Below are 25,136 nucleotides of genomic sequence, written 5' to 3'. Positions count from 1 at the left end.
ATAGCTTACCTTGACAAGCCATAAGTACTACACCAAAAATGCACAACTTCTTGAACATCAGTGATGGCGCAGTAGTGGCACGCTGAGTATATGACCAAGAAAACATGCAAAGTTCATCGCGTAACTAATGCATGCATTGCTCGCCGTCCAGCGGGCCGATAAGGAGATCGAATTCAGTGGATGTGCCGTTGCTGCTCACCGCCGTTTCCGCGACGTCGCCCTGTGGCGAGGACATGGAATATGACGCGCAATTTCTGCAGTTGGAACGTGATGCCAAGGGCCAACCCGAACGCAGCATGGGCGACTCGATCCTGCCCGCTGAGCCGCCCGAGTGGCGCAGCATCCAGCAGCAAAGCCTGGACCTGTTGCAGCGCAGCAAAGACCTGCGCATCACCCACTTTCTGCTGCAAAGCACCCTCGCCCTCCAGGGTGTGGCCGGGCTGGCCGAAGTCCTCACGCTGATCGACGCCTTGCTGCGCCAATACTGGGCCGAGCTGCACCCGCGCCTGGATGCCGACGATGACAACGACCCTACCGTGCGCATCAACGCCCTTACCGGCCTGACCTGCGAGACCAATATTCGCCTGCTGCGCGAAAGTATCCTCACACGCTCGCGCACCTTCGGGCCCGTGACCCTGCGCGCAGCGCTCAACGCCAGCGGCCTGCAGAGTTTTGCCGATGAGCAGTTGGGCAACCAGCAACTCAATGCCGCGTTCCTGGACAGCGACCCCGAACAACTGCAAGCCACCCGTGACGCCTTGAGCGCGGCGCGTGCGGCATGCGAGGCCATTGAGCAACAGGTCAATGACCAAGTCGGTTCCGCCCAGGGCGTGGACCTCAGCGCCTTGAAACAGCCGCTCAAACAGGCCCTGCAACTGCTCAACCAAGCGGTGCCAGGCACCGACAGCAGCAGCGATCCCGAGGCCGTCAGTGAAGACAATGCCCCCTCGGTCGATTACGCCGCCGCGCCCGCAGCCCCTCGCCCTTCTGGCGACATCGCCACCCGCGACGATGTGCTGCGCAGCCTCGACAAAATCCTCGCGTACTACACCCGCCACGAGCCTTCGAGCCCGCTGCCGGTGTTGTTGAACCGAGCCAAGAATCTGGTACATGCCGACTTTGCGGCCATCGTGCGCAATCTGATTCCCGATGGCATGTCCCAATTTGAAAACCTGCGCGGCCCCGACAGCGAGTAAGCCGCCGGACCGTGCAGTAACAACACCGTCGCTCAAGCGACCAGGAGCAGCAACGTGGCGAAGCAAAGTTCTCAGAAATTCATCGCGCGCAACCGTGCGCCTCGAGTGCAGATCGAGTACGACGTCGAGCTTTACGGCGCCGAGAAAAAGGTCCAGCTGCCCTTCGTAATGGGCGTGATGGCCGACCTCGCCGGCAAGCCTGCCGAGCCGTTGGCACCCGTGGCCGACCGCAAGTTCCTTGAAGTGGACGTCGACAACTTCGACTCACGCCTCAAGGCCATGCAGCCACGCGTCGCGTTCCACGTACCCAATGAGCTGACCGGCGAAGGCAACCTGAGCCTGGACATCACCTTCGAAAGCATGGACGACTTCAGCCCGGCCGCTGTGGCCCGCAAGGTCGACTCCCTGAACCAGCTGCTCGAAGCCCGCACCCAATTGGCCAACCTGCTGACCTACATGGACGGCAAGACTGGCGCTGAAGAAATCATCATGAAGGCGATCAAGGACCCGGCATTGCTTCAGGCACTTGCCAGCGCGCCCAAGCCTGCAGGGGAGCAGTAATCATGACGGACAATACCGCCCGCGAAGGCAGCCAGATCCTGGGTACCACCGAAGAAGCCAGCGAGTTCGCGAACCTGCTGCTGCAAGAATTCAAACCCAAGACCGAGCGTGCCCGCGAAGCCGTTGAAACTGCGGTGCGCACCTTGGCTGAACAGGCCCTGGCGCAAACCGACCTGGTGTCCAACGACGCGATCAAGTCGATCGAATCGATCATCGCCGCCATCGACGCCAAGCTCACCGCCCAGGTCAACCAGATCATCCACCACCAGGATTTCCAACAACTGGAAAGCGCCTGGCGTGGCCTGCACTACCTGGTCAATAACACCGAGAGCGATGAGCAACTGAAGATTCGCGTGCTCAACATCTCCAAGCCAGACCTGCACAAGACCCTGAAGAAGTTCAAGGGCACCGCGTGGGACCAGAGCCCGATCTTCAAGAAGATGTACGAAGAAGAATACGGCCAGTTCGGTGGCGAACCTTACGGCTGCCTGGTGGGTGACTACTACTTCGACCAGTCGCCGCCCGACGTGGAACTGCTGGGCGAGCTGTCGAAAGTCTGCGCCGCCATGCACTCGCCGTTCATCGCTGCAGCCTCGCCGACCGTGATGGGCATGGGCTCGTGGCAGGAACTGTCGAACCCACGCGACCTGACCAAGATCTTCACCACCCCGGAGTATGCCGGCTGGCGCTCGCTGCGTGAATCGGAAGACTCACGCTACATCGGCCTGACCATGCCGCGCTTCCTGGCACGCCTGCCGTACGGCGCCAAGACCGACCCGGTGGAAGCCTTCGCGTTCGAAGAAAACACCGACGGCGCCGACAGCTCCAAGTACACCTGGGCCAACGCCGCCTACGCCATGGCGGTGAACATCAACCGTTCGTTCAAGCACTACGGTTGGTGCTCGCGCATCCGCGGCATCGAGTCTGGCGGTGAAGTGGAAAACCTGCCGGCCCACACGTTCCCTACCGATGACGGTGGTGTGGACATGAAGTGCCCGACCGAAATCGCCATCAGCGACCGCCGTGAAGCGGAACTGGCGAAGAACGGTTTCATGCCGCTGCTGCACAAGAAAAACACCGACTTCGCCGCGTTCATTGGCGCCCAGTCGCTGCAGAAACCTGCCGAATACGACGACCCGGACGCCACCGCCAACGCCAACCTGGCCGCGCGCCTGCCGTACCTGTTCGCCACCTGCCGTTTCGCTCACTACTTGAAGTGCATCGTGCGCGACAAGGTCGGCTCCTTCAAAGAGAAGGACGAAATGCAGCGCTGGTTGCAGGACTGGATCCTCAACTACGTCGACGGCGACCCGGCACACTCCACCGAAACCACCAAGGCCCAGCACCCGTTGGCAGCCGCCGAAGTGATCGTGGAAGAAGTCGAAGGCAACCCGGGGTATTACAACTCCAAGTTCTACCTGCGCCCGCACTATCAGCTTGAAGGGCTGACGGTGTCGTTGCGCCTGGTATCGAAACTGCCTTCGGCAAAAAGCGCATAAGTAACGATTGAGCTAGCTCGTTCCCACGCTCCGCGTGGGAATGCCGCCCGGGACGCTCTGCGTCCCGGTGACGCGTAGCGTCACAGGATGCGTTACCACGCAGAGCGTGGGAACGATCACCCAATCAAGTGGCATGGGCCACACAGGGAGAAAACATGGCTGTTGATATTTTCATCAAGATCGGCGACATCAAGGGCGAGTCCATGGACAAGGCCCACAAGGACGAAATCGATGTGTTGAACTGGAGCTGGGGCATGTCCCAGTCCGGCAACATGCACGTCGGCGGTGGCGGTGGCGCGGGCAAGGTGAATATCCAGGACCTGTCGCTGACCAAATACGTCGACAAGGCTTCGCCCAACCTGATGATGCACTGCGCCAGCGGCAAGCACATCGACAAGGTCAAGCTGACCGTGCGCAAGGCCGGTGGCGAGAGCCAGGTCGAGTACATGGTGATCAACCTGGAAGAAGTGCTGGTCACCTCCTTGAGCACCGGCGGTTCGGGCAGCGATGATCGCCTGACCGAAAACGTCACCCTGAACTTTGCCCAAGTGATGGTCGACTACCAGCCGCAGAAAGCCGACGGCACCAAAGACGGCGGCGCGATCAAGTTTGGCTGGAACATCCGTTCCAACACCAAACGCTGATAGCCCTTGTGGCCGTGGCCCGGTGCCACGGCCATTGTGTCCCTCTCGCAACCCGTCCGTGGAGCTGCTTTGGTGGTAACTGAAATCGCTTCCCGCGACCGTCTGCAACCGTCCCTGCTGGACCGGTTGACCGACGACGACCCGACCAACCCCAAGGAAAGCGCCGACAAACGCGTGCTGTCCCTGACCCAATTAAAGGCCTCGGTGCTCCGTGACCTGGCGTGGTTGCTTAACACCACCTCGTTACTCGATACCGATGCCACGCTGCACACCCCGGCCGGCACGTCGGTGGTCAATTACGGCCTGCCGGCTCTGGCGGGCAACAGCGCGTCGAGCGTCGATATCAAAGCCCTGGAAGCCTTGATTTACCAGGCCATCGCCACTTTCGAGCCGCGTATTTTGCGCCACACATTGCGGGTCAAGGCGCGCATGGGCCATGGCGAGATGAACCACAACGCCCTGAGTTTCGAGATTGAAGGCGACCTGTGGGCACAGCCGGTGCCGTTGCGTTTGCTGTTGCAGACCGACGTGGACTTGGAGTCCGGCCATGTGCGCGTGCTCAATGCCGACCAGCGGAGACGCCCATGAACCCGCGCCTGCTGGAGCTGTATAACCAGGAACTGCACCACGTGCGCGAAAGCGCCGCCGAGTTCGCCAAGGAATACCCGAAGATCGCCAGTCGGCTGACCCTGTCCGGTATGGACTGCGCCGACCCGTACGTCGAACGTTTGCTTGAAGGCTTCGCCTATCTCACCGCCCGCGTGCAGCTCAAGCTCGACGCCGAGTACCCGACCTTCACCCACAACTTGCTGGAAATCGCCTACCCGCACTACCTGGCGCCGACGCCGTCGATGACCGTGGTGCAATTGCAGACCGACCCCGATGAAGGCTCCCTGGCCGGCGGTTTCCCGCTGCCCCGTGACACGGTACTGCGTGCCGCCCTGGGCCGTGAAACCCAGACCTGCTGCGAGTACCGCACCGCGCACCCGGTGACGCTGTGGCCGTTGCAGGTCAGCAACGCCGAATATTTCGGCAACCCCGCCGCCGTGCTCGGGCGCCTGGCCGCCAGCGAGCCGAAAGCCAAGGCCGGTCTGCGCCTGACCTTGCGCACCGGTGCCGAGCTGCCGTTCAACAGTCTCGACCTGGACACCTTGCCGCTGTACCTGAGCGGCGCTGATGAACAACCGTTTCGCCTCTACGAACAACTGCTGGGCAACGCCTGTGCGGTGTTTGCGCGCCAGCCCGGTGGCGATTGGGTCGAGCGCCTGCCCCAGGGCGCGTTGCGCTCGCGGGGGTTCGACGATGCCGATGCGGCCATGCCGGTGGTGGCGCGGGCATTCCAGGGCTATCGCCTGTTGCAGGAGTACTTCGCCCTGCCCCATCGATTCCTGTTCGTTGAATTCGCCGAACTGAGCCGTGCGGTCAAACGGTGTGACGGCCAGGAGCTGGAACTGATCGTGCTGTTCGACCGCCACGAACCGAGCCTGGAAGGCAGCGTCGGCGCGGCGCAGTTCTTACCGTTCTGCACACCCGCCATCAACCTGTTCCCCAAGCGCGTGGACCGTATCCACTTGTCCGACCGGGTCAATGAACACCACGTGATCGCCGACCGTACGCGGCCGATGGATTTCGAGATTCACTCCTTGAGCGGCATCACCGGCCATGGCACCGGGCCGGAGCAGCCGTTTTTGCCGTTCTACGCGGTGCGCGATCCGTCGCGCTATGGCCGCGACCAGGCGTATTACAGCGTGCGCCGCGAGCCGCGGGTGCTGTCCAGCGATCAGCGCCGCAATGGCCCGCGCTCCACTTATGTGGGCAGTGAAACCTTCGTCAGCCTGGTGGACAGCCGCCAGGCGCCGTATCGCCATGACCTGCGCCAGTTGGGCGTGACGGCGCTGTGCACCAACCGCGATCTGCCGCTGTTCATGAGCGTGGGCAACGGCAAGACCGACTTCACCCTGGCCGACAGCGCGCCGGTACTGGCCGTGCGGTGCGTCGCCGGGCCAAGCCGCCCGCGTGCCAGCCACGCACATGACGCCAAGGCCTGGCGCCTGATCAGCCAGTTGTCGCTCAACTACCTGTCCTTGAGCGAACAGGGCCAGGGCGCCGGCGCCTTGCGTGAACTGCTGCGCCTGTACGGCGACAGCAATGACGCCGCCCTGCAATTGCAGATCGAAGGCCTGCGCGAAGTCAGCAGCAAGGCGGTGACCCGACGCCTGCCGATGCCCGGCCCGATTGTGTTTGGCCGCGGCCTGGAAATCACCTTGGAGTTCGATGAAAACGCGTTTCGCGGCACCGGCGTGTTCCTGCTCGGTGCAGTGCTGGAGCGCTTCCTGGCACGCTACGTGTCGATCAACAGTTTTACCGAGACGGTGATCCGTACCACCGAACGCGGCGAGATCATGCGATGGAAAGCCAAGCCCGGACGGCGTCCGACCCTGTGAGAACCCTGGACGCGATGCACCAGGAGCCCTGGGAATATGACTTCTTCCAGGCATTGCGGCGCATCGAGTGCGAAACGCCCGAGCTGCCACGCCTGGGCCATTCCCTGCGCCTGGCCGATGATCCGCTGCGCCTGGGGCAGCAGGCCGATTGCACCTTCGCACCCGCCACCCTTGCCTCGGTCGAGCCGGGAGGCGACGGCAAGCCGGCGCGGTTGGAGCAGTTCTTCTTCGGCCTCGGCGGCCCCAATGGCCCGCTGCCGCTGCACATCACCGAGTACGTACGCGAGCGCCAACGCAACAACGCCGACAGCACCAGCAAGCAGTTCCTGGATGTGTTTCACCATCGCCTGCTGACCCTGTTCTATCGGGCCTGGGCCGAGGCGCGGCCCACGGTCAGCCATGACCGCCCGGACGATGACTACTGGTCCGCTCGCCTCGCCGCCCTGAGTGGCCGCGGGATGCCGAGCCTGCTCAATCAAGGGCTGATCCCCGATACTGCAAAGCTGCATTACAGCGGCCATCTGTCGGCGCAAACCCGCTACCCGGATGGCTTGAAAGCGATCCTCGGCGAGTACTTCGGCCTGCCGGTAGAGATCGAGGAATACGTGGGCCAATGGCTGGAACTGCCCGAACGCAGCCGCGTGGGGGTCAGCGCCAACCAGTTGGGCGTGGACTTCTGCCTGGGCAGCCACGTGTGGGACCGCCAGCATAAATTCCGCATCCGCCTGGGCCCGCTCACGCTGGATGACTACATGGGCATGCTGCCCGGCCAACAGCCGTTCAACGAGCTGGTGGCGTGGGTGGCCGAGTACCTGGGCCATGAACTGGACTGGGACTTGAACCTGGTTTTGCAACAACCCGAAGTACCGGCGCTGCAACTCAACGGCCAGTTCCGCCTGGGCTTCAACACCTGGCTCGGCCAACCTGCGCATGACGCCAACGACCTAATCCTGGCCCGGCATTACGCCGACCACGCCACCACCTCAAGGAATCCAGAGCATGGGTGAAATCAGTCGCGCCGCACTGTTCGGCAAACTCAACAGCGTGGCCTACAAGGCCATCGAAGCCGCCACCGTGTTCTGCAAGTTGCGGGGCAATCCGTATGTGGAACTGGCCCACTGGTTTCACCAGTTGCTACAACTGCAGGACTCGGACCTGCACCGCATCATCCGCCAGTTCAACGTGGAACCGGCGCGCCTGGCTCGCGACCTCACCGAAGCCCTGGACCGCCTGCCGCGCGGCTCCACGTCGATCACCGACCTGTCCTCCCATGTGGAAGAGGCCGTAGAGCGCGGCTGGGTGTATGGCAGCCTGATGTTCGGCGAAAGCCAGGTGCGCACCGGTTATCTGGTGCTGGGCATCTTGAAGACGCCGAGCCTGCGCCATGCGCTGCTGGGTTTGTCCGCCGAGTTCGACAAGATCAAGGCCGAGGCCTTGAGCGAACGTTTTGATGAATACGTCGGTGACTCGCCGGAAAACGCCTTGAGCGCCAGCGACGGCTTCAATGCCGGCGTCCCTGGCGAGGCCAGCGGGGCCATGGCGCCCAGTGCAATGGGCAAGCAGGAAGCGCTCAAGCGTTTCACTGTGGACCTGACCGAACAGGCCCGCAGCGGCAAGCTCGACCCCATCGTGGGCCGTGACGAGGAGATTCGCCAACTGGTGGATATCCTCATGCGTCGGCGCCAGAACAACCCGATCCTCACTGGTGAGGCCGGGGTGGGCAAGACCGCCGTGGTCGAAGGTTTCGCCCTGCGCATCGTCGCCGGTGACGTGCCGCCTGCGCTCAAGGACGTGGAGCTGCGCAGCCTCGACGTGGGCCTGTTGCAAGCCGGCGCCAGCATGAAAGGCGAGTTCGAACAGCGCCTGCGCCAGGTCATCGAAGACGTGCAGGCTTCGCCCAAGCCGATCATCCTGTTTATCGACGAAGCCCACACGCTGGTGGGTGCCGGTGGCGCTGCCGGCACCGGTGACGCGGCCAACCTGCTCAAGCCTGCCCTGGCCCGTGGCACCTTGCGTACCGTGGCTGCCACCACTTGGGCTGAGTACAAAAAGCACATCGAGAAAGACCCGGCCCTGACCCGCCGCTTCCAGGTGGTACAGGTTGCCGAACCGTCGGAAGACAAGGCCCTGCTGATGATGCGCGGCGTGGCTTCCACCATGGAAAAACACCACCAGGTGCAGATCCTCGACGAAGCCCTGGAAGCCTCGGTGAAGCTCTCCCATCGCTACATTCCGGCGCGCCAGTTGCCGGACAAGTCCGTGAGCCTGCTGGACACCGCCTGCGCCCGCGTCGCCATCAGCCTGCACGCGGTACCCGCAGAAGTAGACGACAGCCGTCGGCGTATCGAGGCCCTGGAAACCGAGCTGCAAATCATCGCCCGTGAGCATGCGATCGGCATCGCCACGGGTACGCGCCAGAGCAACAGCGAAGCCTTGTTGAGCGCCGAGCGCGAGCGCCTGGCGACCCTGGAAAGCCGTTGGGCTGAAGAGAAAGCCTTGGTGGATGAACTGCTCGCCACCCGTGCCACCTTGCGCGAAAAAGCCGGCGTGGTGGACAGCGGCAACGATGCGTTGCGTGCGCAGCTGGTCGATCTGCAGCAACGCCTCACCACCCTGCAAGGCGAAACCCCGTTGATCCTGCCGACCGTGGATTACCAGGCCGTGGCCTCGGTGGTCGCCGACTGGACCGGCATCCCGGTGGGCCGCATGGCGCGCAATGAGCTGGAGACTGTGCTCAATCTCGACCAGCACCTGAAGAAACGCATCATCGGCCAGGACCATGCCCTGCAGATGATCGCCAAGCGCATCCAGACCTCCCGCGCCGGCCTCGATAACCCGAGCAAGCCGATTGGCGTATTCATGCTGGCCGGCACCTCGGGTGTGGGCAAGACCGAAACCGCCCTGGCCCTGGCCGAAGCCATGTACGGCGGCGAGCAGAACGTGATCACCATCAACATGAGCGAGTTCCAGGAAGCCCACACCGTGTCCACGCTCAAGGGCGCACCTCCGGGCTATATCGGCTACGGCGAAGGCGGCGTGCTGACCGAAGCGGTACGGCGCAAACCCTACAGCGTGGTGCTGCTCGATGAGGTGGAGAAAGCCCACCCGGACGTGCATGAGATTTTCTTCCAGGTGTTCGACAAGGGCGTGATGGAAGACGGCGAAGGCCGGGTGATCGACTTCAAGAACACCCTGATCCTGCTGACCACCAATGCCGGTACCGAGCTGATCTCCCACGTCTGCAAAGACCCGGCGAACATCCCTGAACCGGAGGAAATCGCCAAGGCCCTGCGCCAGCCGCTGCTGGAGATTTTCCCACCGGCGTTGCTCGGCCGCCTGGTGACCATCCCGTACTACCCGCTCAGCGATGAGATGCTCAAGGCGATCACCCGCCTGCAACTGAACCGCATCAAGAAGCGTGTGGAGAACACCCATAAAGTCGCGTTCGAGTATGACGACGCAGTGGTCGACCTGATCGTCTCGCGCTGCACCGAGACTGAAAGCGGCGGGCGCATGATCGACACCATCCTCACCAACAGCCTGCTGCCGGACATGAGCCGCGAGTTCCTCACGCGCATGTTGGAAGGCAAGGCGTTGGCGGGAGTGCGGATCAGCAGTCGGGATAAAGAATTGCACTACGACTTCAGCGACACCGAATAACTATTGTTGGAATACGGTCAGTGTGGGAGCTGGCTTGCCTGCGATAGCGGTCTGACATTCAGCATTGATGTTGACTGATCCACCCCTATCGCAGGCAAGCCAGCTCCCACAGTTGATCCGGTTCCGTCAGTGATGACGGTATTTACGGGACTACCGATGCTATTCAACCAAGCCTCACGCCTGGCCAAGATCACCAGCCCCCTCGGGCCGGATGTGCTGCTGCTCAATGAAATGGGCGGCGGTGAAGAGCTGGGCCGGCTGTTCAACTATGAGCTGCAACTGACGTCCCTGGACGCCAACATCGACCTCAACCAGTTGCTGGGCAAACCAATGAGCGTAGGCCTGCAACTGGCCGACGGTGGCGAGCGGTACTTTCATGGCATCGTCGCGCGTTGCAGCCAGAACATCGACCAGGGCCAGTTCGCCAGTTATCAGGCCACCCTGCGCCCTTGGCTGTGGTTGCTCAGCCGTACCTCCGATTGCCGGATTTTCCAGAACCTGAGCATCCCGCAGATCATCAAGCAGGTGTTCCGTGACCTGGGTTTTTCCGACTTCGAAGACGCCCTCAGCCGGCCATATCGCGAGTGGGAGTACTGCGTGCAGTACCGCGAGACCAGCTTCGATTTCGTCAGCCGGCTGATGGAGCAGGAAGGCATCTACTACTTCTTCCGCCATGAACAGGACCGCCATGTGCTGGTGCTGGCCGACGCCTATGGCGCTCACACCAGCGTGCCTGGCTATGCGTCGATCCCTTACTACCCCAAGGACGAGCAACAGCGCGAACGCGACCATATGCACAACTGGCACCTGGCGCAGGAGGTGCAGCCGGGCTCGCTGGAGCTTAACGACTACGACTTCCAGCGCCCCAGCGCGAGCATCGATGTGCGCTCGGCCATGCCGCGCCCGCACGCTGCCGGCGACTATCCGCTGTACGACTACCCCGGCACCTACGTGCAAAGCGCCGACGGCGAACACTATGCGCGCACCCGCATCGAAGCCCTGCAAACCCTGCATGAACAGATCGAGTTCAGCGGCAACGCGCGCGGCCTGGGCTCGGGCCATCTGTTCAGCCTTACCGGTTTCAGCCGCCAGGACCAGAACCGCGAATACCTGATCGTCGGTTGCCGCTACTTCATCGTGCAGGAAAGCCTGGAAAGCGGTGGCGGTTCAGGCTCGGCGCAGTTCGAAAGCAGCCTGACCTGCATCGACGCCCAACAAAGTTTCCGCCCGCTGGCCAACACCCACCGCCCCATCGTCAAAGGCCCGCAAACCGCGCTGGTGGTGGGCCCCAAGGGCGAGGAAATCTGGACCGACCAGTACGGCCGCGTGAAGGTGCACTTCTACTGGGACCGCCACGACCAATCCAACGAGAACAGCTCGTGCTGGATTCGTGTGTCGCAATCCTGGGCCGGCAAAAACTGGGGTTCGATGCAGATTCCACGCATCGGCCAAGAGGTGATCGTCAGCTTCCTCGAAGGCGACCCCGACCGGCCGATCATCACCGGTCGCGTCTACAACGCTGAGCAGACCGTGCCCTACGATTTGCCAGAGAACGCCACCCAGAGCGGCATGAAAAGCCGCTCCAGCAAAGGCGGCTCGCCGGCCAACTTCAATGAAATCCGCATGGAAGACAAGAAGGGGTTGGAGCAGTTGTATATCCATGCCGAGCGTAACCAGGACATCGTGGTGGAAGTGGATGAGAGCCATTCGGTGGGGCATGACCGCAATAAAAGCATCGGGCATGACGAAGTCGTGACCGTCGGTAACGACCGGGTACGCGCAGTCAAGCACGACGACATGCTCATGGTGGGGTTCAGCAAGACAGACGCCATCAGTAAAAGTTACCTGATTGAAGTGGGCGAAAACCTGCGCCTGGTCTGTGGCAAAAGCGTGCTGGAGCTCAATGCCAGCGGGCAGATCAATCTCACCGGTGTTCAGATCAATGTGTATTCCGAAGGCAGCTCCGAGATCAACACCGGAGGCAATCTGCATTTGAATATTGGCGGCAAAGGCGGCACCACACCCATGGGCCAAGGGGTCAAGGGCGACATTGACGCCGCCGTCAACGCCATGTTTCCCAAGCCGTCTTCCGGCCAATAACGAGATTCCGTTTCAATGACCTATCGACTCAATGAATTTGAATTCACCCTGCCCAGCGATGAGGTTCAGGATGCTTCCATCAATATCCTGAAGTTCGCCGCGCTGGGTACCTCGTTGATCGTCAGCCGCAGCCTGCTGGGAGATGGCGAGACGCTGCAAAGCAACTTCGAAGAGCAACTGGGCAAGCTGGAAAAACAGGTACAGGACTTGCGCTACCAACCGGCCAAGGCTCTTCGTGTAGGCGCGGCGCAGGATATAGACGCCATCGAAGTGCATAACCAGTTCAGCAAGGGCATCGAGCGTATCCATCAATACCAGTTGGCGCTTGTGATACCCGGCACTCGGCAGATGCTTGCCCTGAGTTATGTCAAAGCCCAACCCCTGGGCGATGCTGAAAGCGCCCATTGGGCAACCATCAAAAGCACCTTGCAGCTCAATCCCACACCTTGAAGTCTCTAATCCATGTCTGACGCTCTCTGGGCGGCACGTCTCGGCGACGGCCTGCTGCACACCTCGGCGATGGCCGACATCCTGGGCGGCGTGCTGGAAATTGCGGCCAACATCGCTATTACGGCCGTCGCCACGGCTGCGATTGTGGCCGCCACCGGTATTACGGTCGTAACCGGCGGCCTAGGCTGCTTTGTACTGGGTGCCGTGGTGGGCATCATCGTCGGCATCGGCATGAGCAAGACGGGGGCAGACAAGGGACTGACAAAAGTTTGTGACTGGATAGGCAATGCGTTATTCCCGCCGGTGGTGATGGCAACAATCGCCACCGGCTCCCACAACACCTTTACCAACGGCATTCCCTCTGCACGCGCCGCAGGCGCAATCGGCCCGGTCAGTTCGCAGCCCGCCGAAGGTGGTAGTCCCGAAGAAGCCAGCTACCTTGACATGGCCAAGGGTTTCTTCTCGCAGATGTGGCGACCCACAGTGGCAGTTCCTGCTCCAGGCGCAGTCCCCAAACCGCTGGATATTGTGATCTGCACCAAGCATCCACCCATGCCACCGCAGTTTATTGCCGAAGGCTCCAGCAAGGTCACGATTAATGGTCAGCCGGCCGCCCGTAGCGGTGACCGAAGTACCTGCGACGCATCGATTGTCGAGTCGGGGATGATCTCCAGCAACGTGCGTATTGGCGGCAGCCCAGTGGTGGTACGCGAGATCCGCAGCGGCAAGACACCCGGTGTCGGGCTGGCGGTGACCGCGCTGTTGATGCTGCGCGGTGGTGGCTCCAAGTTTTTCAGCAAGCTGCCGTGCATGGTCGTTGGTGGACTGGTGTCGTGGGGCACCAGCCAAGTGACCAATGCCATTACGTCCGCGGTAGCAGGCTCGCCTAACCCGGTACACAGTTCCACGGGCGCGAAAATTCTTGATGGGGAAGACGATCTGGACTTCGCCCTGCCCGGCCTGCTCCCTATCGAGTGGCAGCGCTACTACAGCAGCCGGGACGAGCGTCGCGACGGTCTGTTCGGTGCCAGCTGGAGCGTGATCTACGAGGTCTGCGTCGAGATCGGCGTACACCCCGAAGGTGGGGAACGGCTGGTCTATACCGATGAGCAAGCGCGACAGATCGACATGGGCGTGATCCCGCTGGGCGGTGCCGTATTCAGCGCAGGAGAAGGCTTGAGCGTACGGCGCAACACCAATGGCCAACTACTGATTGAAAGCGTTGACGGGCTCTATCGGCTATTCGAACCAACGCCAGGCAACGCCTCACACCTGCGCCTTAGCCAATTGGGGGATCGCAACGACAACCGAATCTTCCTTGACTATGACATTCAGGGTCGGCTGAGCCACTTACGAGATACGTTCGACCATGTGCGTGTCGAATTTTTTTACAGCCAGCAATGGCCTGCGCGAGTGGAGCAAGTCAAACGGCTATACCCCGATCACAGCCAAGAAACCCTTGTCAGTTACGGCTACGATGCTCGCGGCGACCTGGCCGAAGTTCGCGATCCCGACGCAAATGTGCAACGCCGCTTCACCTACGACAGCGGCCAGCGCATGGTCGAGCATCAGTTGCCCACCGGGCTGGGTTGTTACTACCAATGGGACTGTGTGGACGGCAGCGAATGGCGCGTGGTGCGGCACTGGACCGATGAAGGTGACGAGTACCGGTTCGACTATGACTTGCCGGGTGGCGTGACGCGCATTACTGATGGCTTGCAACGGGTCAGCACACGCCGCTGGAACCCGCAGTACCAGATAACCGAGTACACCGACAACCTGGGAAAAACCTGGCAGTTTGAATGGAATGACGAGCGTCAGCTGCTTAGCGCCACCGACCCACAAGGCGGCAAATGGCAGTTCGGCTACGACGAGTCCGGCAACCTGTGCAGCACCCAGGATCCGGTGGGGCGTATCGAATCGACGTTGTGGCTGGAGCATTGGTCGCTGCCGCTGGTGGAGACCGATGCCGCAGGCCACGCGTGGCAATATCAGTACGACCAGCGAGGCAATTGCGTCAGTGAAATCGACCCGTTGGGGCATGTCACACGGTATCGCTACGATACGTTTGGACAGGTGGTGGAGATCATCGATGCCACGGGCAAAAGCAAAACCCTGCGCTGGAATGAAACCGGACAGTTAATCCAGCATATCGACTGTTCGGGGTACCCCACAGCCTTCGAGTACGACCGCCAGGGTCATTTGCAGGTAGTCATCGACGCTTTGGGTGAGCGCCAGCGCTATCAACACGACAGCCAAGGCCGGTTGCTACAGAGCGAAATGCCGGACGGCCGCATCGAGCAGTACCTGCGTGACACCAGCGGGTTGTTGATCGGCTATACCGATGCCGCAGGTCACACCACCCGCTACCAGTACGGACGCCGCGGGCAAGTGCGCCAACGAATAGATGCCCATGGCCGGCAGATTGAGTTCCGCTACGACGCCTACGGACACCTCCAAACCCTGACCAATGAAAATGGTGAGAGTTACCGCTTTACCTGGGACCCGTGCGACCGTCTGGTAGAGCAACAAGACCTCGACGGCAGCGCACGACGTTATGCCTATGACCTTCTGGATAACGTAGCCGCCGTTGAGTACGTGCCCACGGGGCAGACACCTGAGCCTTCAATTGTGCATCGACTCGAACGCGATGCAGTGGGTCGCTTGCTGTTGAAACAAACCGATGATGGTCGCACCGAATACGCCTATGACCCGTTGGACCAGCTCACCGCTGTCACCTTCATCAGCAATGACGAAACCACCCAGGCACTGGCCTTCGCCTACGACGCGCGCGGCCAACTGCTCATCGAACAAAGCGCCGCCGGCAGCCTGAACTACCACTACGATGAGCTCGGCAACCTGATCCAGACGCAGTTGCCCGACGGCCGTTGGCTCAACCGCCTGTACTACGGCAGCGGCCACCTGCACCAGATCAACCTCGACGGCCGCGTCATCTGTGACTTCGAACGCGACCGCCTGCACCGTGAAGTCCTGCGTACCCAGGGCCAGATCACCACGCGCAGCGAATATGACCGCAGCGGCCGCCTGCGCTCACGGATACGCCGTTCCAACGGCCAGCCCACGCAACTGCCGGCCGCCCAGCAAAAACACTTTGACTATGACCCGGCCGATAACCTGATCGGCCGCCTGGAGCGTGACCGCGATAACCATCGGGATCAGCGCCAACTGCTCCACTACGACGCGACCGGGCGCATTATCGCCAGCCAGGACAACGCTCAGGGCCAGCGAGAAACGTTTGCCTATGATGCCGCCGCCAACCTGCTGGACGGTCCGTCAGCCAGTGCGGGGCTGGTGGTGCATAACAAGCTGTTGACCTATCAGGACAAACGCTATCGTTACGACGGCTTTGGCCGAATGATCGAAAAACGCAGTGCCCTACGCGGCGTACAGCTTTTTGCCTACGACGCAGAGCATCGCCTGATCGAAGTCCGTAGCCAGAAGGATGGACGCGAAACGGTCGTGAAAATGACCTACGACCCCCTCGGCCGGCGCATCGCTAAAACCGAACATGACAGCAACGGCTATCCGTTGGGTGAAACCCGCTTTGATTGGGAGGGGTTGCGCCTGCTGCAGGAGCATCGGCATAGCCAGACCAGCCTCTATCTCTATGAAGAAGACGGCTATATACCGCTGGCTCGCGTGGACGGCACGGGCGAGCATCAAAGCGTGCGCTACTACCACAACGACCTGAATGGATTGCCTGAGCAACTGACCGAAGCTGATGGGAAAACGGTGTGGCAGGCGCGCTATCAGGTGTGGGGGAATGCAGACGAAGAAGTGCGTGAAGCGTACTTTATCGAAGAGCAGAATTTGCGGTTCCAGGGGCAGTATCTGGATCGGGAGATTGGGCTGCACTACAACACGTTTCGGTTTTATGATCCGGATGTGGGGAGGTTTACGACGCCGGATCCGATTGGGTTGATGGGTGGATTCAATCTTTACCAGTACGCGCCGAATCCCATTGGTTGGATTGACCCGTGGGGATGGGCAGGTGACCCTGCGAAAGCGACACACATCACTTACGTCGGCGTGAAAGACGGTAAACCTTATGTGGGTTACGCCAGCAAGCCTGGGTTGGGGCATTCCGCGCAAGCTGTGTTGGACTACCGCTATCCTAATAAGCAAATTTTTGACGTTGCACCAGAGGCAGTATTCAAAGGAGATGGGCAAAAAGGAAAAGACATTGCAAGGGGCCTGGAACAAAGAATATATGAAGACAAATTGAAAGAAGGCCCTGTCGCGAACAAACAAAGACCTGTCGGCCCGAATAACAAAAGACGGGATATTTATCTCGCGGCCGCAGATAAACATAGAGGCGTCAAACCTCAAAAATCAACTAAGAAATTCAAAGGTCCCGGAAGATGCTGAAGAAGATCACATGGCAAGAAGGCAAGATTCTAAGTTTAAAACTAAAAGATGACCTCTACACGCTTGTCCAGATGCGTGAAAACTACTACCTGCAGTTTTTCGACTTGACAAATACTCAGGATACCTGGACAGGTGTAAACCTCCAAAAAGTCGACCCGCTATTTTTTATCTTCGCGTCCACGAAGGCTTTGAAGGGCCTCGCCATAAGTGAGCCGTCATCGGATAAAGTCCGCATAGACATGCGCCCTCCCGAAAAAAAAATGCTGAGAGCTATTATTGGCGGCAATTACGGCGCGGATCTTATAGAACTGACTGATTCTTTTGAAACTCTTGATGCAATTACATTGAAAAGCAACTTAACATTAACCGACGACCTCGACACCATTTATAAATATGAATTATCAGGCATGATCGGCGATCCAGAAAAGCTACAAAATCGTTTAATAAACTATTTTGAAAACGGAGTGAATTGGGACAAATCCAAAGAATTCTTATTCAAAGGCATCTCAGCGCCACACGCCAAAAAATTGAGTACAACCAAATGAAAAACAAAGAGTTACAGGACTTTCAAAAGCATCACCTTAATCTAGAGGGTGAAAAAAAACTTATCGCCAAGATAACGAGGCTGCTCGAAGCACTTATCAGTGAATTGCAACAACTTCCTGAAAAAACAAATCAATCAACCATCTTGGAACACTTCAAAAAGTGCATACTTAACATTAATTATTTCGAGAATGAAATAGAAACTATCGAACGCGAATCTATATTTGAACACATTTATACCTTAGGAAAAATTGTCGGCCTTGACCCAACATCAGAGTATGCTGATGAGTGGCGAGGCGATTGGTAACGGATCAAATGGCTGAGGCAAAAAGGGATGGATGCATTTCGTTTTAATTAAAGTTATTCTCTTTATCTACAATGGATGCGGAAGATGAACATTCTTAATCTAATAGAAAACGCCGACTGCACGACAGCACCTTCTACTGGGTTGCCGAGTAATCCCGTCCCCGATGACTTGACCGATTTTTATAACCATTACAGCAGCGCTGTTTTCTATCCAAAGGCACAGTACAGCTTCATGATTCAGGCGCCAGAACTTGAACGCTCCGACTTTGTCGTTATGGACGAAGACTTGGAGGACCCAGACTCAGCTAACTGGTACGCGCTCGTTAAATGTGCGGATCAAATAATTTCAATTAACCTGAAACCTGGCCCGCAATTTGGCTACTGCTACGACTCGTTCTGGGACAGTTACCCGACCGCCGATGAGAGCACACTGATCGCAAAATCATTTACTGAGCTGATTGAGAAGATCATTAAATCCGGAGGTAAAAATTTATTCTGGATACCGGGCCACACTTGATAGTGAGACCAGACTATATGACCCGACGACCGTTGGCTCAACCGCCTGTACTACGGCAGCGGCCACCTGCACCAGATCAACCTCGACGGCCGCGTCATCTGTGACTTCGAACGCGACCGCCTGCACCGTGAAGTCCTGCGTACCCAGGGCCAGATCACCACGCGCAGCGAATATGACCGCAGCGGCCGCCTGCGCTCACGGATACGCCGTTCCAACGGCCAGCCCACGCAACTGCCGGCCGCCCAGCAAAAACACTTTGACTATGACCCGGCCGATAACCTGATCGGCCGCCTGGAGCGTGACCGCGATAACCGTCGGGATCAGCGCCAACTGCTCCACTACGACGCCACCGGGCGCATTATTGCCAGCCAGGACAACGCTCAGGGCCAGCGAGAAACGTTTGCCTACGATGCCGCAGCAAACCTGCTGGACGGTCCGTCAGCCAGTGCTGGGCTGGTGGTGCATAACAAGCTGTTGACCTATCAGGACAAACGCTACCGTTACGACGGTTTTGGCCGAATGATCGAAAAGCGCAGTGCCCTACGCGGCGTACAGCTCTTTGCCTACGACGCAGAGCATCGCCTGATCGAAGTCCGTAGCCAGAAGGATGGACGCGAAACGGTCGTGAAAATGACCTACGACCCCCTCGGCCGGCGCATCGCTAAAACCGAACATGACAGCAACGGCTATCCGTTGGGTGAAACCCGCTTTGATTGGGAGGGGTTGCGCCTGCTGCAGGAACATCGGCATAGCCAGACCAGCCTCTATCTCTATGAAGAAGACGGCTATGTACCGCTGGCTCGCGTGGACGGCACGGGCGAGCATCAAAGCGTACGCTACTACCACAACGACCTGAATGGATTGCCTGAGCAACTGACCGAAGCTGATGGGAAAACGGTGTGGCAGGCGCGGTATCAGGTGTGGGGGAATGCAGACGAAGAAGTGCGTGAAGCGTACTTTATCGAAGAGCAGAATTTGCGGTTCCAGGGGCAGTATCTGGATCGGGAGATCGGGCTGCACTACAACACGTTTCGGTTTTATGATCCGGATGTGGGGCGGTTTACGACGCCGGATCCGATTGGGCTGATAGGTGGATTCAATCTTTACCAGTACGCGCCGAATCCCATCGGTTGGATTGACCCGTGGGGTTGGAGTTGTGGCCAGTTCAAACGCTGGAAAAGAGGCCAAGCCATAGACAAGCCCCTGCCCAGCGGTAAAGCTCCCGCATGGGATGTGGTAAGAAATCGATACTGGAAAAATCGCTATGAGGCTTCAAAAGCCTCAGGTGAGTTCAGCCCCGCCAACATGAGCCGTATGAAGCGCGGCTCTGCGCCGCTGGACGCAAACGGAAATTCGATGGAGTTGCATCATCACAACCCTCAACGTAATGGTGGTGTAGATGTGAACAACCCTCGAAACCTACGCGAAGTCACTCGGGAACAGCACCCCGCGCTTGATGAATTTAGACATTTAGGAACCAAATAATGACAGCTATAGAAATCATCAAGCAATTCGTCGAAGGGGCAATTTCGCCTAAAGCATTTGAAGAAAAAATATACGCAGACCCGGCAGTCGAAGCATTGCTCAGGAGTGAGAACAACCTCCCTGCTTATGTTACGGAACCTGATCTCTACACCTACACAATCAGTCAGAACTATCAGAACTTAGAGTCTATCTACAACGTTCAGACACTTCTATCTACTGTTCTTTCCAAGAAAAACATCACCCACACGGTGGAAAAAAAGTACGAAAACCTATTCAACCTAACGCTAAAAGTTCAGCCAAAATGGCTGTCGCTACCATCGGACTATCTGTCCAAGCTGGTCGAAGAGCGAAAAAATCTCAGTTCTAAAGAGTTGCAGGCTTGGCTGAAGGAAAAAATAAAAATTGATTTTCGGTACTTGAAAGTCCCACCGAAATGGCTTCAAAGCCCCGCATGGCCAATGGTGGATGGGAAGCCTATGGTTTTCCTGGGCCAGCTCGACATAAGCGAGCTTAGCCACGACAACGCTCAGGCTTATCTGTTTTTTGATGAAGGAAAACAGAGCTTTTATACCGTCACCCAAGCTTGCTGAGCTATGTTACTGCACCAGCCCTTGCTAAATATTCGCTTTGCTAACAGAGCTCTGTAGCTAATTAATCAGACACAATTGCCCGGCGGCCGTTGGTTCAACTGCCTGTACTACGGCAGCGGCCGGCTGCGCTCACGGATACGCTGTCCCAATGGCCAGCCCACGCAACTGCCGGGCGCCGCCTGCTGCAAGAGCATCGGCATAGCCAGACCAGCCTCTATATCTATGAAGAAGACGGCTATGTACCGCTGGCTCGAGTGGACGGCACGGGTGAGCATCAAAGCGTGCGCTACTAACACAACGACCTGAATGGATTGCCTGAGCAACTGACCGAAGCTGATGGAAAAACGGTGTGGCAGGCGCGGTATCAGGTGTGGGGGAATGCTGACGAAGAAGTGCGTGAAGCGTACTTTATCGAAGAGCAGAATTTGCGGTTCCAGGGGCAGTATCTGGATCGGGAGATTGGGCTGCACTACAACACGTTTCGGTTTTATGATCCGGATGTGGGGAGGTTTACGACGCCGGATCCGATTGGGTTGGCGGGAGGCTATAACCTTGTACAAATAGGCGCAGGTGCGTGGCTTACAGACCTTGAGCTGTGGCCTAAAGATCCGCAAACCGGTCAGCTTATGCTGCCGGTGATTACGATGACCTCAACGTTCTTGGACGTCCCATTCATACCCTCCGGGATGGCGCTTACGGTGTTCGTCTCCGTTGAGCGAACTGACGAAACATGCACACGATCATCTGTAAGAAAGTTGACTGTCCATCAACAAAGCGAGATGGAAAATCTTCAACTTGGCCATAGCCAGGTTCTGCTTCACGCACTGGCGACTTCCGAACTCACACCCGCTGCGTTGGTTGATCCAATTGCGCGAACGTATATCGCCCAGCAACCGTTCACTCCCGAACAAATGGAGGAAGAATTGGAAGACGTGGACAGTGGCGCGGGTATCAGCAAGGCCCTTGGGCGCCCCGCTTGGTTGCAAGACCCTTTGTATGAAAGCCCTCGCTACTATTTCTTGGCTCAACTCACCGACGCCGACATTGCAAAAATCAGCCCTAGTCACGAAGGAATATTCGGTGGAGGTATCGGCTATGTGTTCGCCGATAATCGAGCGAAAAAGCTGAAGGAAGGGGATGTGGGCGGCTATTTCCTAGTTCAATTCACCTGAGGGCACCGGGTATAAACAACGACGAAATGAACAGTCTTAGCAGGGTACGTACGAAACGGTAGGGCAACCCCAGATAAAAACTGACAGGCGCCCCCCAAAGCTTTTTCATTACAGGGTGCACTAAAGGGGACAAATTATTTAAATCAAACAAATCAAATACATTCTCCCCCTTCAACGCTTTAACCCTTCACGTAAAAAACCTAGTCAGCTTCTGCTTGCTTCTGCTTAAGTGTCACTAATGTGTTGATCATTATGTTCATAAAAGCATAGCGTTTTTCGATGGTCTGCATACGCGACTCATCAGTCGGCGCCTCCGATGAATCAGGCGCCACATAAGGCGTGTAGATAAGTCCGTAGCGCTTGGCGAGCTCCTGCATTTGGCTTTCTATCGCGTCCATCCGCTTCTCAAGATTGGTCAAACGCCCCTGTGTGTCCTTTGGCGCGTCAGGGCTAGCTTCGACAGCGTTCGCGTCTGGGCCTTCGTTGATAAAAATAATGCTGTTGGTCAACGTTTCAGTCTTTATTTCAGCGCCTGTGAGACTCGCCTGCATTTTTTGCTCTTGCGTCGCAGCAGGATCTACGGTTCCCTTCGTGCCATCTGGGTTCTTTACTTGCGCCCCAGGCATTTTAGACTGGGCGTCAATCTTTTCCGCCAGGCCTTTCGAAACTAATTGCTGCCCCACAGTAAAGGAGCTACTGACAAAGTTACTGACCACTGAACTTAAAAAAGTATCACGCATCGTCTTCACGATTGGAGGAGAAGCCGGTGGGAAGGCATTTGGCAAAGCTGCAATGTCGTTACCGGTACCGACTGCCGCGCTTGGGCCGTTCGATCCGCCTGTAAGCTTTGGCTTCTGCTTGAGCGTTGACCCTGGATTATTCCTGTTTTCTGTCTGGTTCTTTTGCTCTGTATTGCTCCTGTGTTCTTTCTGGTTCTTTTGCCCTGTAGCGCTCTTGTTTTCTGTCTTGTTCTCTTGCCCTGTAGTGCTCTTGTTTTCTGTCTTGTTCTCTTGCCCTGTATTACTCTTGTATTCTGTCTTTTTATTTTTATCAGTTTTAGAGCCGCCGCCCCTTCTGGGGTTAAACCTTCCACTCGCGCGCCTGGTTCTAGTGAGAATCTCTTCAGGGCTTGCTTCAGGATACTGGGAGCGCCCCTTGCCGATGCTGGAGTTCAGTTCAACATTCGGGTCTTCCGCAACCGCTCGGGTATTACCTGACGTCGAGGGCGTCATGGTTTCCACCTTCTTATCGTCAGGTGCCGGGATGCGGAACGGAACATGAGTTTGGCCGACGCTTTGCATATATACACCTCTAAAAGTTAGTTTAGAGAGCGATCCCTGCCTTCCAAAAGTCTATGTGTCCATAGCGCAAATATGGTTCCAACCTCAGCGGATAAACCTACAACTTTGACCAAATACAACCTCTGCCGTGATTTTTTATAAGGGCGATAGAGGCCATTTCTTATATTTCACCCTCACACTTTCCGGCGCCCAACAAAAATGGGCACCCGACCCCGTCGGCGTGCCCATTTTCTTTACCGCCCCGCCTCCCTTCGAGACGGTACCGCTTAACTTACGGGTTGACGCTGTCTTTGAGCGACTTGCCCGGCTTGAACGCTACGGTGTTGCTCGCCTTGATTTTCACTGGCTCACCGGTTTGCGGGTTTTTGCCGGTGCGGGCGCCGCGGTGGCGTTGCAGGAAAGTGCCGAAGCCGACCAGGGTGACGCTGTCTTTGCGGTGCAGGGCGCCGGTGATTTCTTCGAGGACGGCGTTGAGGACGCGGTTGGCCTGTTCTTTGGTGAGATCGGCTTTTTCAGCGATGGCGGCTGCGAGTTCTGGTTTACGCATATGTGAAGCCTCTTTGACGGTTTTTTGTTGTTATGTCCGTGCTGCTCTCTGGTGGAGCAGCGCCAAGGCGCCGCAGGCTCTACTCTGCGGCAGACGGGAGTGAGGATGGCATGCCCTCGGGCGCCGCGCCAGTCTCGCGGCGGCCTTTCTGGGGGCATGAACGTGATGTTTGCGACAGAACGGGCGGTATTTACGCCAGCAGCGGCGGAAGTTCTTTGTTCAGCGCCAGTTTTTCCATGACGGCGCTGCCGGTCAACGCATAACCCAGCAGGCGGCCGCTGGCATCGCGGCACAGGGCCTTGATGTCGGCACCCTGCCCTTCGACGCTCCACACGCCTTCCGTGCCCCGTGGCGCAGGTGATACCACCAGCGGGCACACCGGGGTTTTCACGGTGATGGGCATCGGCCCATAGCTCACCGCCGTGGCATTGCCGGCCAGGGTTTGCGCCAGGGCGCGGGCGCAGCTCATCAGCGGCATCACGTACAACAGGTTCAGGCCATCGACCTCGGCGCAGTCGCCCAGGGCATAGATATTGGCGTGGGAGGTCTTGAGGTGGCGGTCCACCATGATCCCGCGGTTGATTTGCAGGCCGGCCGCTGCGGCCAGGTCTACACGCGGGCGTAGGCCAATGGCAGACACCACCAGGTCACAGTGGATCACTTCGCCGTCCGACAGGTGCGCTTCAAGGCCATCAGCCGTGCGTTGCAGGCGATTGAGCACCGGGCCCAGGCGGAAGCGCGCGCCGATGCCTTCCAGCCCGGCTTGCACCGCTGCGGCTGCCGCCGGGTGCAGCAGGGTCGGCATGACTTGCTCACACGGCGCAACCAGGTCTATTTCATAGCCGCCCAGAATCAGATCATTGGCAAACTCACAACCGATCAGGCCGGCGCCGAGCAGCAGCACGCGCCGTTTGCCGGCTGCGGCAGCACGAAAGCGCGCGTAGTCTTCCAGGTCGTTGATCGGGAAAATCAAATCAGCCGCATCGCCTTCGACCGGTACGCGCACGGTTTCTGCGCCCCAGGCCAGCACCAGATCGCGATAGCTCACCGCTTCCTCGCCGATCCACAGGCGCTTGTGGCCTGGGTCGATGCCGCTGATACGGGTATGGGTGCGTACCTGGGCCTTGAGTTGCTCGGCCATGGCGCCGGGTTCGGCCATGCTCAGGCCATCGGCTTCCTTGTTCTTGCCAAAGCCGGTGGAGAGCATGGGCTTGGAGTAGGAGCGCCCGTCATCAGCAGTGATCAGCAGCAACGGGGTCTCGCTGTCGAGCTTGCGAAACTCCCGGGCGACGTTGTAACCGGCCAATCCTGTGCCGATGATCACGACAGGTGCGTTCATTCCTTTCTCCTTGTAGTACGTTTCTTAAATTCGGGATTACGCGATTTCGATCATTTCGAAGTCCGACTTACCCACGCCGCAGTCCGGGCACAGCCAGTCTTCCGGGACGTCCTGCCACAGAGTGCCTGGTGCAATACCGTCATCCGGCCAGCCGTCCGCTTCGTTGTAAATAAGGCCACAGACGATACATTGCCACTTCTTCATTACGTGCTTCCTCAGGTTCAGGCGTGTTGGCCGACGGTCGATGGATCCAGCGTTGCCGCGCGGCTCAGGGCGTTTTGTACTGATCGGGGCCGGCAGATGCAAGCACGTTCGACGCAAACGACGGGTTTGGCACGGCAAAAGCCCAGGGTGCCATGGTAAGCTCGCCGCCTCTTTTGCTGCCAATACTGA

The 25,136-nt window shown here is 58.4% G+C and carries 19 protein-coding genes and 2 pseudogenes; 17 read left to right on the top strand and 4 right to left on the bottom strand.

The window, feature by feature from the left end:
* Positions 1–176 precede the first annotated feature (176 nt).
* The 17 genes and pseudogenes from tssA to V8689_RS00450 all read left to right on the top strand — a co-directional run.
* A complete protein-coding gene (gene tssA, locus V8689_RS00530; protein WP_047712087.1) occupies positions 177–1,196 on the top strand; it encodes a type VI secretion system protein TssA in 1,020 nt (339 codons plus the stop codon).
* Between the two features lie 54 nt (positions 1,197–1,250).
* Positions 1,251–1,757, top strand: coding sequence for a type VI secretion system contractile sheath small subunit (gene tssB / locus V8689_RS00525; RefSeq protein WP_003195557.1), 507 nt, complete (start codon positions 1,251–1,253; stop codon positions 1,755–1,757).
* Between the two features lie 2 nt (positions 1,758–1,759).
* Positions 1,760–3,256 (top strand): type VI secretion system contractile sheath large subunit, encoded by a 1,497-nt coding sequence (tssC, locus tag V8689_RS00520; protein WP_003195559.1) that lies wholly within the window; start codon positions 1,760–1,762, stop codon positions 3,254–3,256.
* A 155-nt stretch (positions 3,257–3,411) separates the two neighbouring features.
* Entirely contained in the window at positions 3,412–3,900 is a 489-nt protein-coding gene (locus V8689_RS00515) for an Hcp family type VI secretion system effector (RefSeq protein WP_003195562.1), read from the top strand.
* 72 nt (positions 3,901–3,972) lie between these two features.
* Positions 3,973–4,488 (top strand): type VI secretion system baseplate subunit TssE, encoded by a 516-nt coding sequence (gene tssE / locus V8689_RS00510; RefSeq protein WP_003195563.1) that lies wholly within the window; start codon positions 3,973–3,975, stop codon positions 4,486–4,488.
* Entirely contained in the window at positions 4,485–6,344 is a 1,860-nt protein-coding gene (tssF, locus tag V8689_RS00505) for a type VI secretion system baseplate subunit TssF (RefSeq protein WP_003195564.1), read from the top strand. The genes tssE and tssF overlap by 4 nt, the downstream gene beginning before the upstream one ends.
* Positions 6,308–7,351 (top strand): type VI secretion system baseplate subunit TssG, encoded by a 1,044-nt coding sequence (gene tssG, locus V8689_RS00500; protein ID WP_056790876.1) that lies wholly within the window; start codon positions 6,308–6,310, stop codon positions 7,349–7,351. Before tssF ends, tssG begins: the two co-directional genes overlap by 37 nt.
* Positions 7,344–10,004, top strand: coding sequence for a type VI secretion system ATPase TssH (gene tssH / locus V8689_RS00495; RefSeq protein WP_056790874.1), 2,661 nt, complete (start codon positions 7,344–7,346; stop codon positions 10,002–10,004). The genes tssG and tssH overlap by 8 nt, the downstream gene beginning before the upstream one ends.
* 156 nt (positions 10,005–10,160) lie before the next feature.
* On the top strand, positions 10,161–12,104 hold the full coding sequence (locus tag V8689_RS00490; protein WP_056790871.1) for a type VI secretion system Vgr family protein: 1,944 nt from the start codon (positions 10,161–10,163) through the stop codon (positions 12,102–12,104).
* 15 nt (positions 12,105–12,119) lie between these two features.
* Positions 12,120–12,554 (top strand): DcrB-related protein, encoded by a 435-nt coding sequence (locus V8689_RS00485; protein WP_056790869.1) that lies wholly within the window; start codon positions 12,120–12,122, stop codon positions 12,552–12,554.
* A gap of 12 nt (positions 12,555–12,566) precedes the next feature.
* Complete coding sequence (locus tag V8689_RS00480) at positions 12,567–16,943, top strand: RHS repeat-associated core domain-containing protein (RefSeq protein WP_434520673.1); 4,377 nt, start codon at positions 12,567–12,569, stop codon at positions 16,941–16,943.
* Positions 16,937–17,488: a hypothetical protein gene (locus tag V8689_RS00475; protein WP_034129263.1), complete on the top strand. Its 552-nt coding sequence runs from the start codon at positions 16,937–16,939 to the stop codon at positions 17,486–17,488. Before V8689_RS00480 ends, V8689_RS00475 begins: the two co-directional genes overlap by 7 nt.
* Positions 17,485–17,793 (top strand): hypothetical protein, encoded by a 309-nt coding sequence (locus V8689_RS00470; protein WP_034129264.1) that lies wholly within the window; start codon positions 17,485–17,487, stop codon positions 17,791–17,793. The genes V8689_RS00475 and V8689_RS00470 overlap by 4 nt, the downstream gene beginning before the upstream one ends.
* A gap of 84 nt (positions 17,794–17,877) precedes the next feature.
* Positions 17,878–18,309, top strand: a complete 432-nt coding sequence (locus V8689_RS00465; RefSeq protein WP_034129265.1) for a hypothetical protein — start codon at positions 17,878–17,880, stop codon at positions 18,307–18,309.
* A 21-nt stretch (positions 18,310–18,330) separates the two neighbouring features.
* Positions 18,331–19,794 (top strand): annotated as a pseudogene (locus tag V8689_RS00460) (RHS repeat-associated core domain-containing protein); the annotation flags it as partial.
* The gene (locus V8689_RS00455; protein WP_060766385.1) at positions 19,794–20,384 is read left to right on the top strand and encodes a hypothetical protein; all 591 of its coding nucleotides are present in this window, start codon (positions 19,794–19,796) and stop codon (positions 20,382–20,384) included. The pseudogene V8689_RS00460 and the gene V8689_RS00455, both read left to right, overlap by 1 nt.
* Positions 20,385–20,554: 170 nt before the next feature.
* Positions 20,555–20,944 (top strand): annotated as a pseudogene (locus V8689_RS00450) (RHS repeat-associated core domain-containing protein); the annotation flags it as partial.
* Between the two features lie 812 nt (positions 20,945–21,756).
* Here V8689_RS00450 and V8689_RS00445 read toward each other — a convergent pair.
* The 4 genes from V8689_RS00445 to V8689_RS00430 all read right to left on the bottom strand — a co-directional run bounded on the left by V8689_RS00445 (position 21,757) and on the right by V8689_RS00430 (position 24,947).
* Complete coding sequence (locus tag V8689_RS00445; RefSeq protein ID WP_230962078.1) at positions 21,757–22,857, bottom strand: type III secretion effector protein; 1,101 nt, start codon at positions 22,855–22,857, stop codon at positions 21,757–21,759.
* A 271-nt stretch (positions 22,858–23,128) separates the two neighbouring features.
* On the bottom strand, positions 23,129–23,404 hold the full coding sequence (locus V8689_RS00440; protein WP_003213368.1) for an HU family DNA-binding protein: 276 nt from the start codon (positions 23,402–23,404) through the stop codon (positions 23,129–23,131).
* Positions 23,405–23,594: 190 nt separating this feature from the next.
* Entirely contained in the window at positions 23,595–24,743 is a 1,149-nt protein-coding gene (locus tag V8689_RS00435; RefSeq protein WP_056785102.1) for an NAD(P)/FAD-dependent oxidoreductase, read from the bottom strand.
* 36 nt (positions 24,744–24,779) lie between these two features.
* On the bottom strand, positions 24,780–24,947 hold the full coding sequence (locus tag V8689_RS00430; protein WP_014720509.1) for a rubredoxin: 168 nt from the start codon (positions 24,945–24,947) through the stop codon (positions 24,780–24,782).
* Between the last annotated feature and the right edge of the window lie 189 nt (positions 24,948–25,136).

Origin of the sequence: Pseudomonas sp. AK181 (assembly GCF_051122975.1) — a bacterium.
GTDB lineage: Bacteria > Pseudomonadota > Gammaproteobacteria > Pseudomonadales > Pseudomonadaceae > Aquipseudomonas > Aquipseudomonas lactis.
This window is presented reverse-complemented; position numbering and strand designations above follow the sequence as displayed.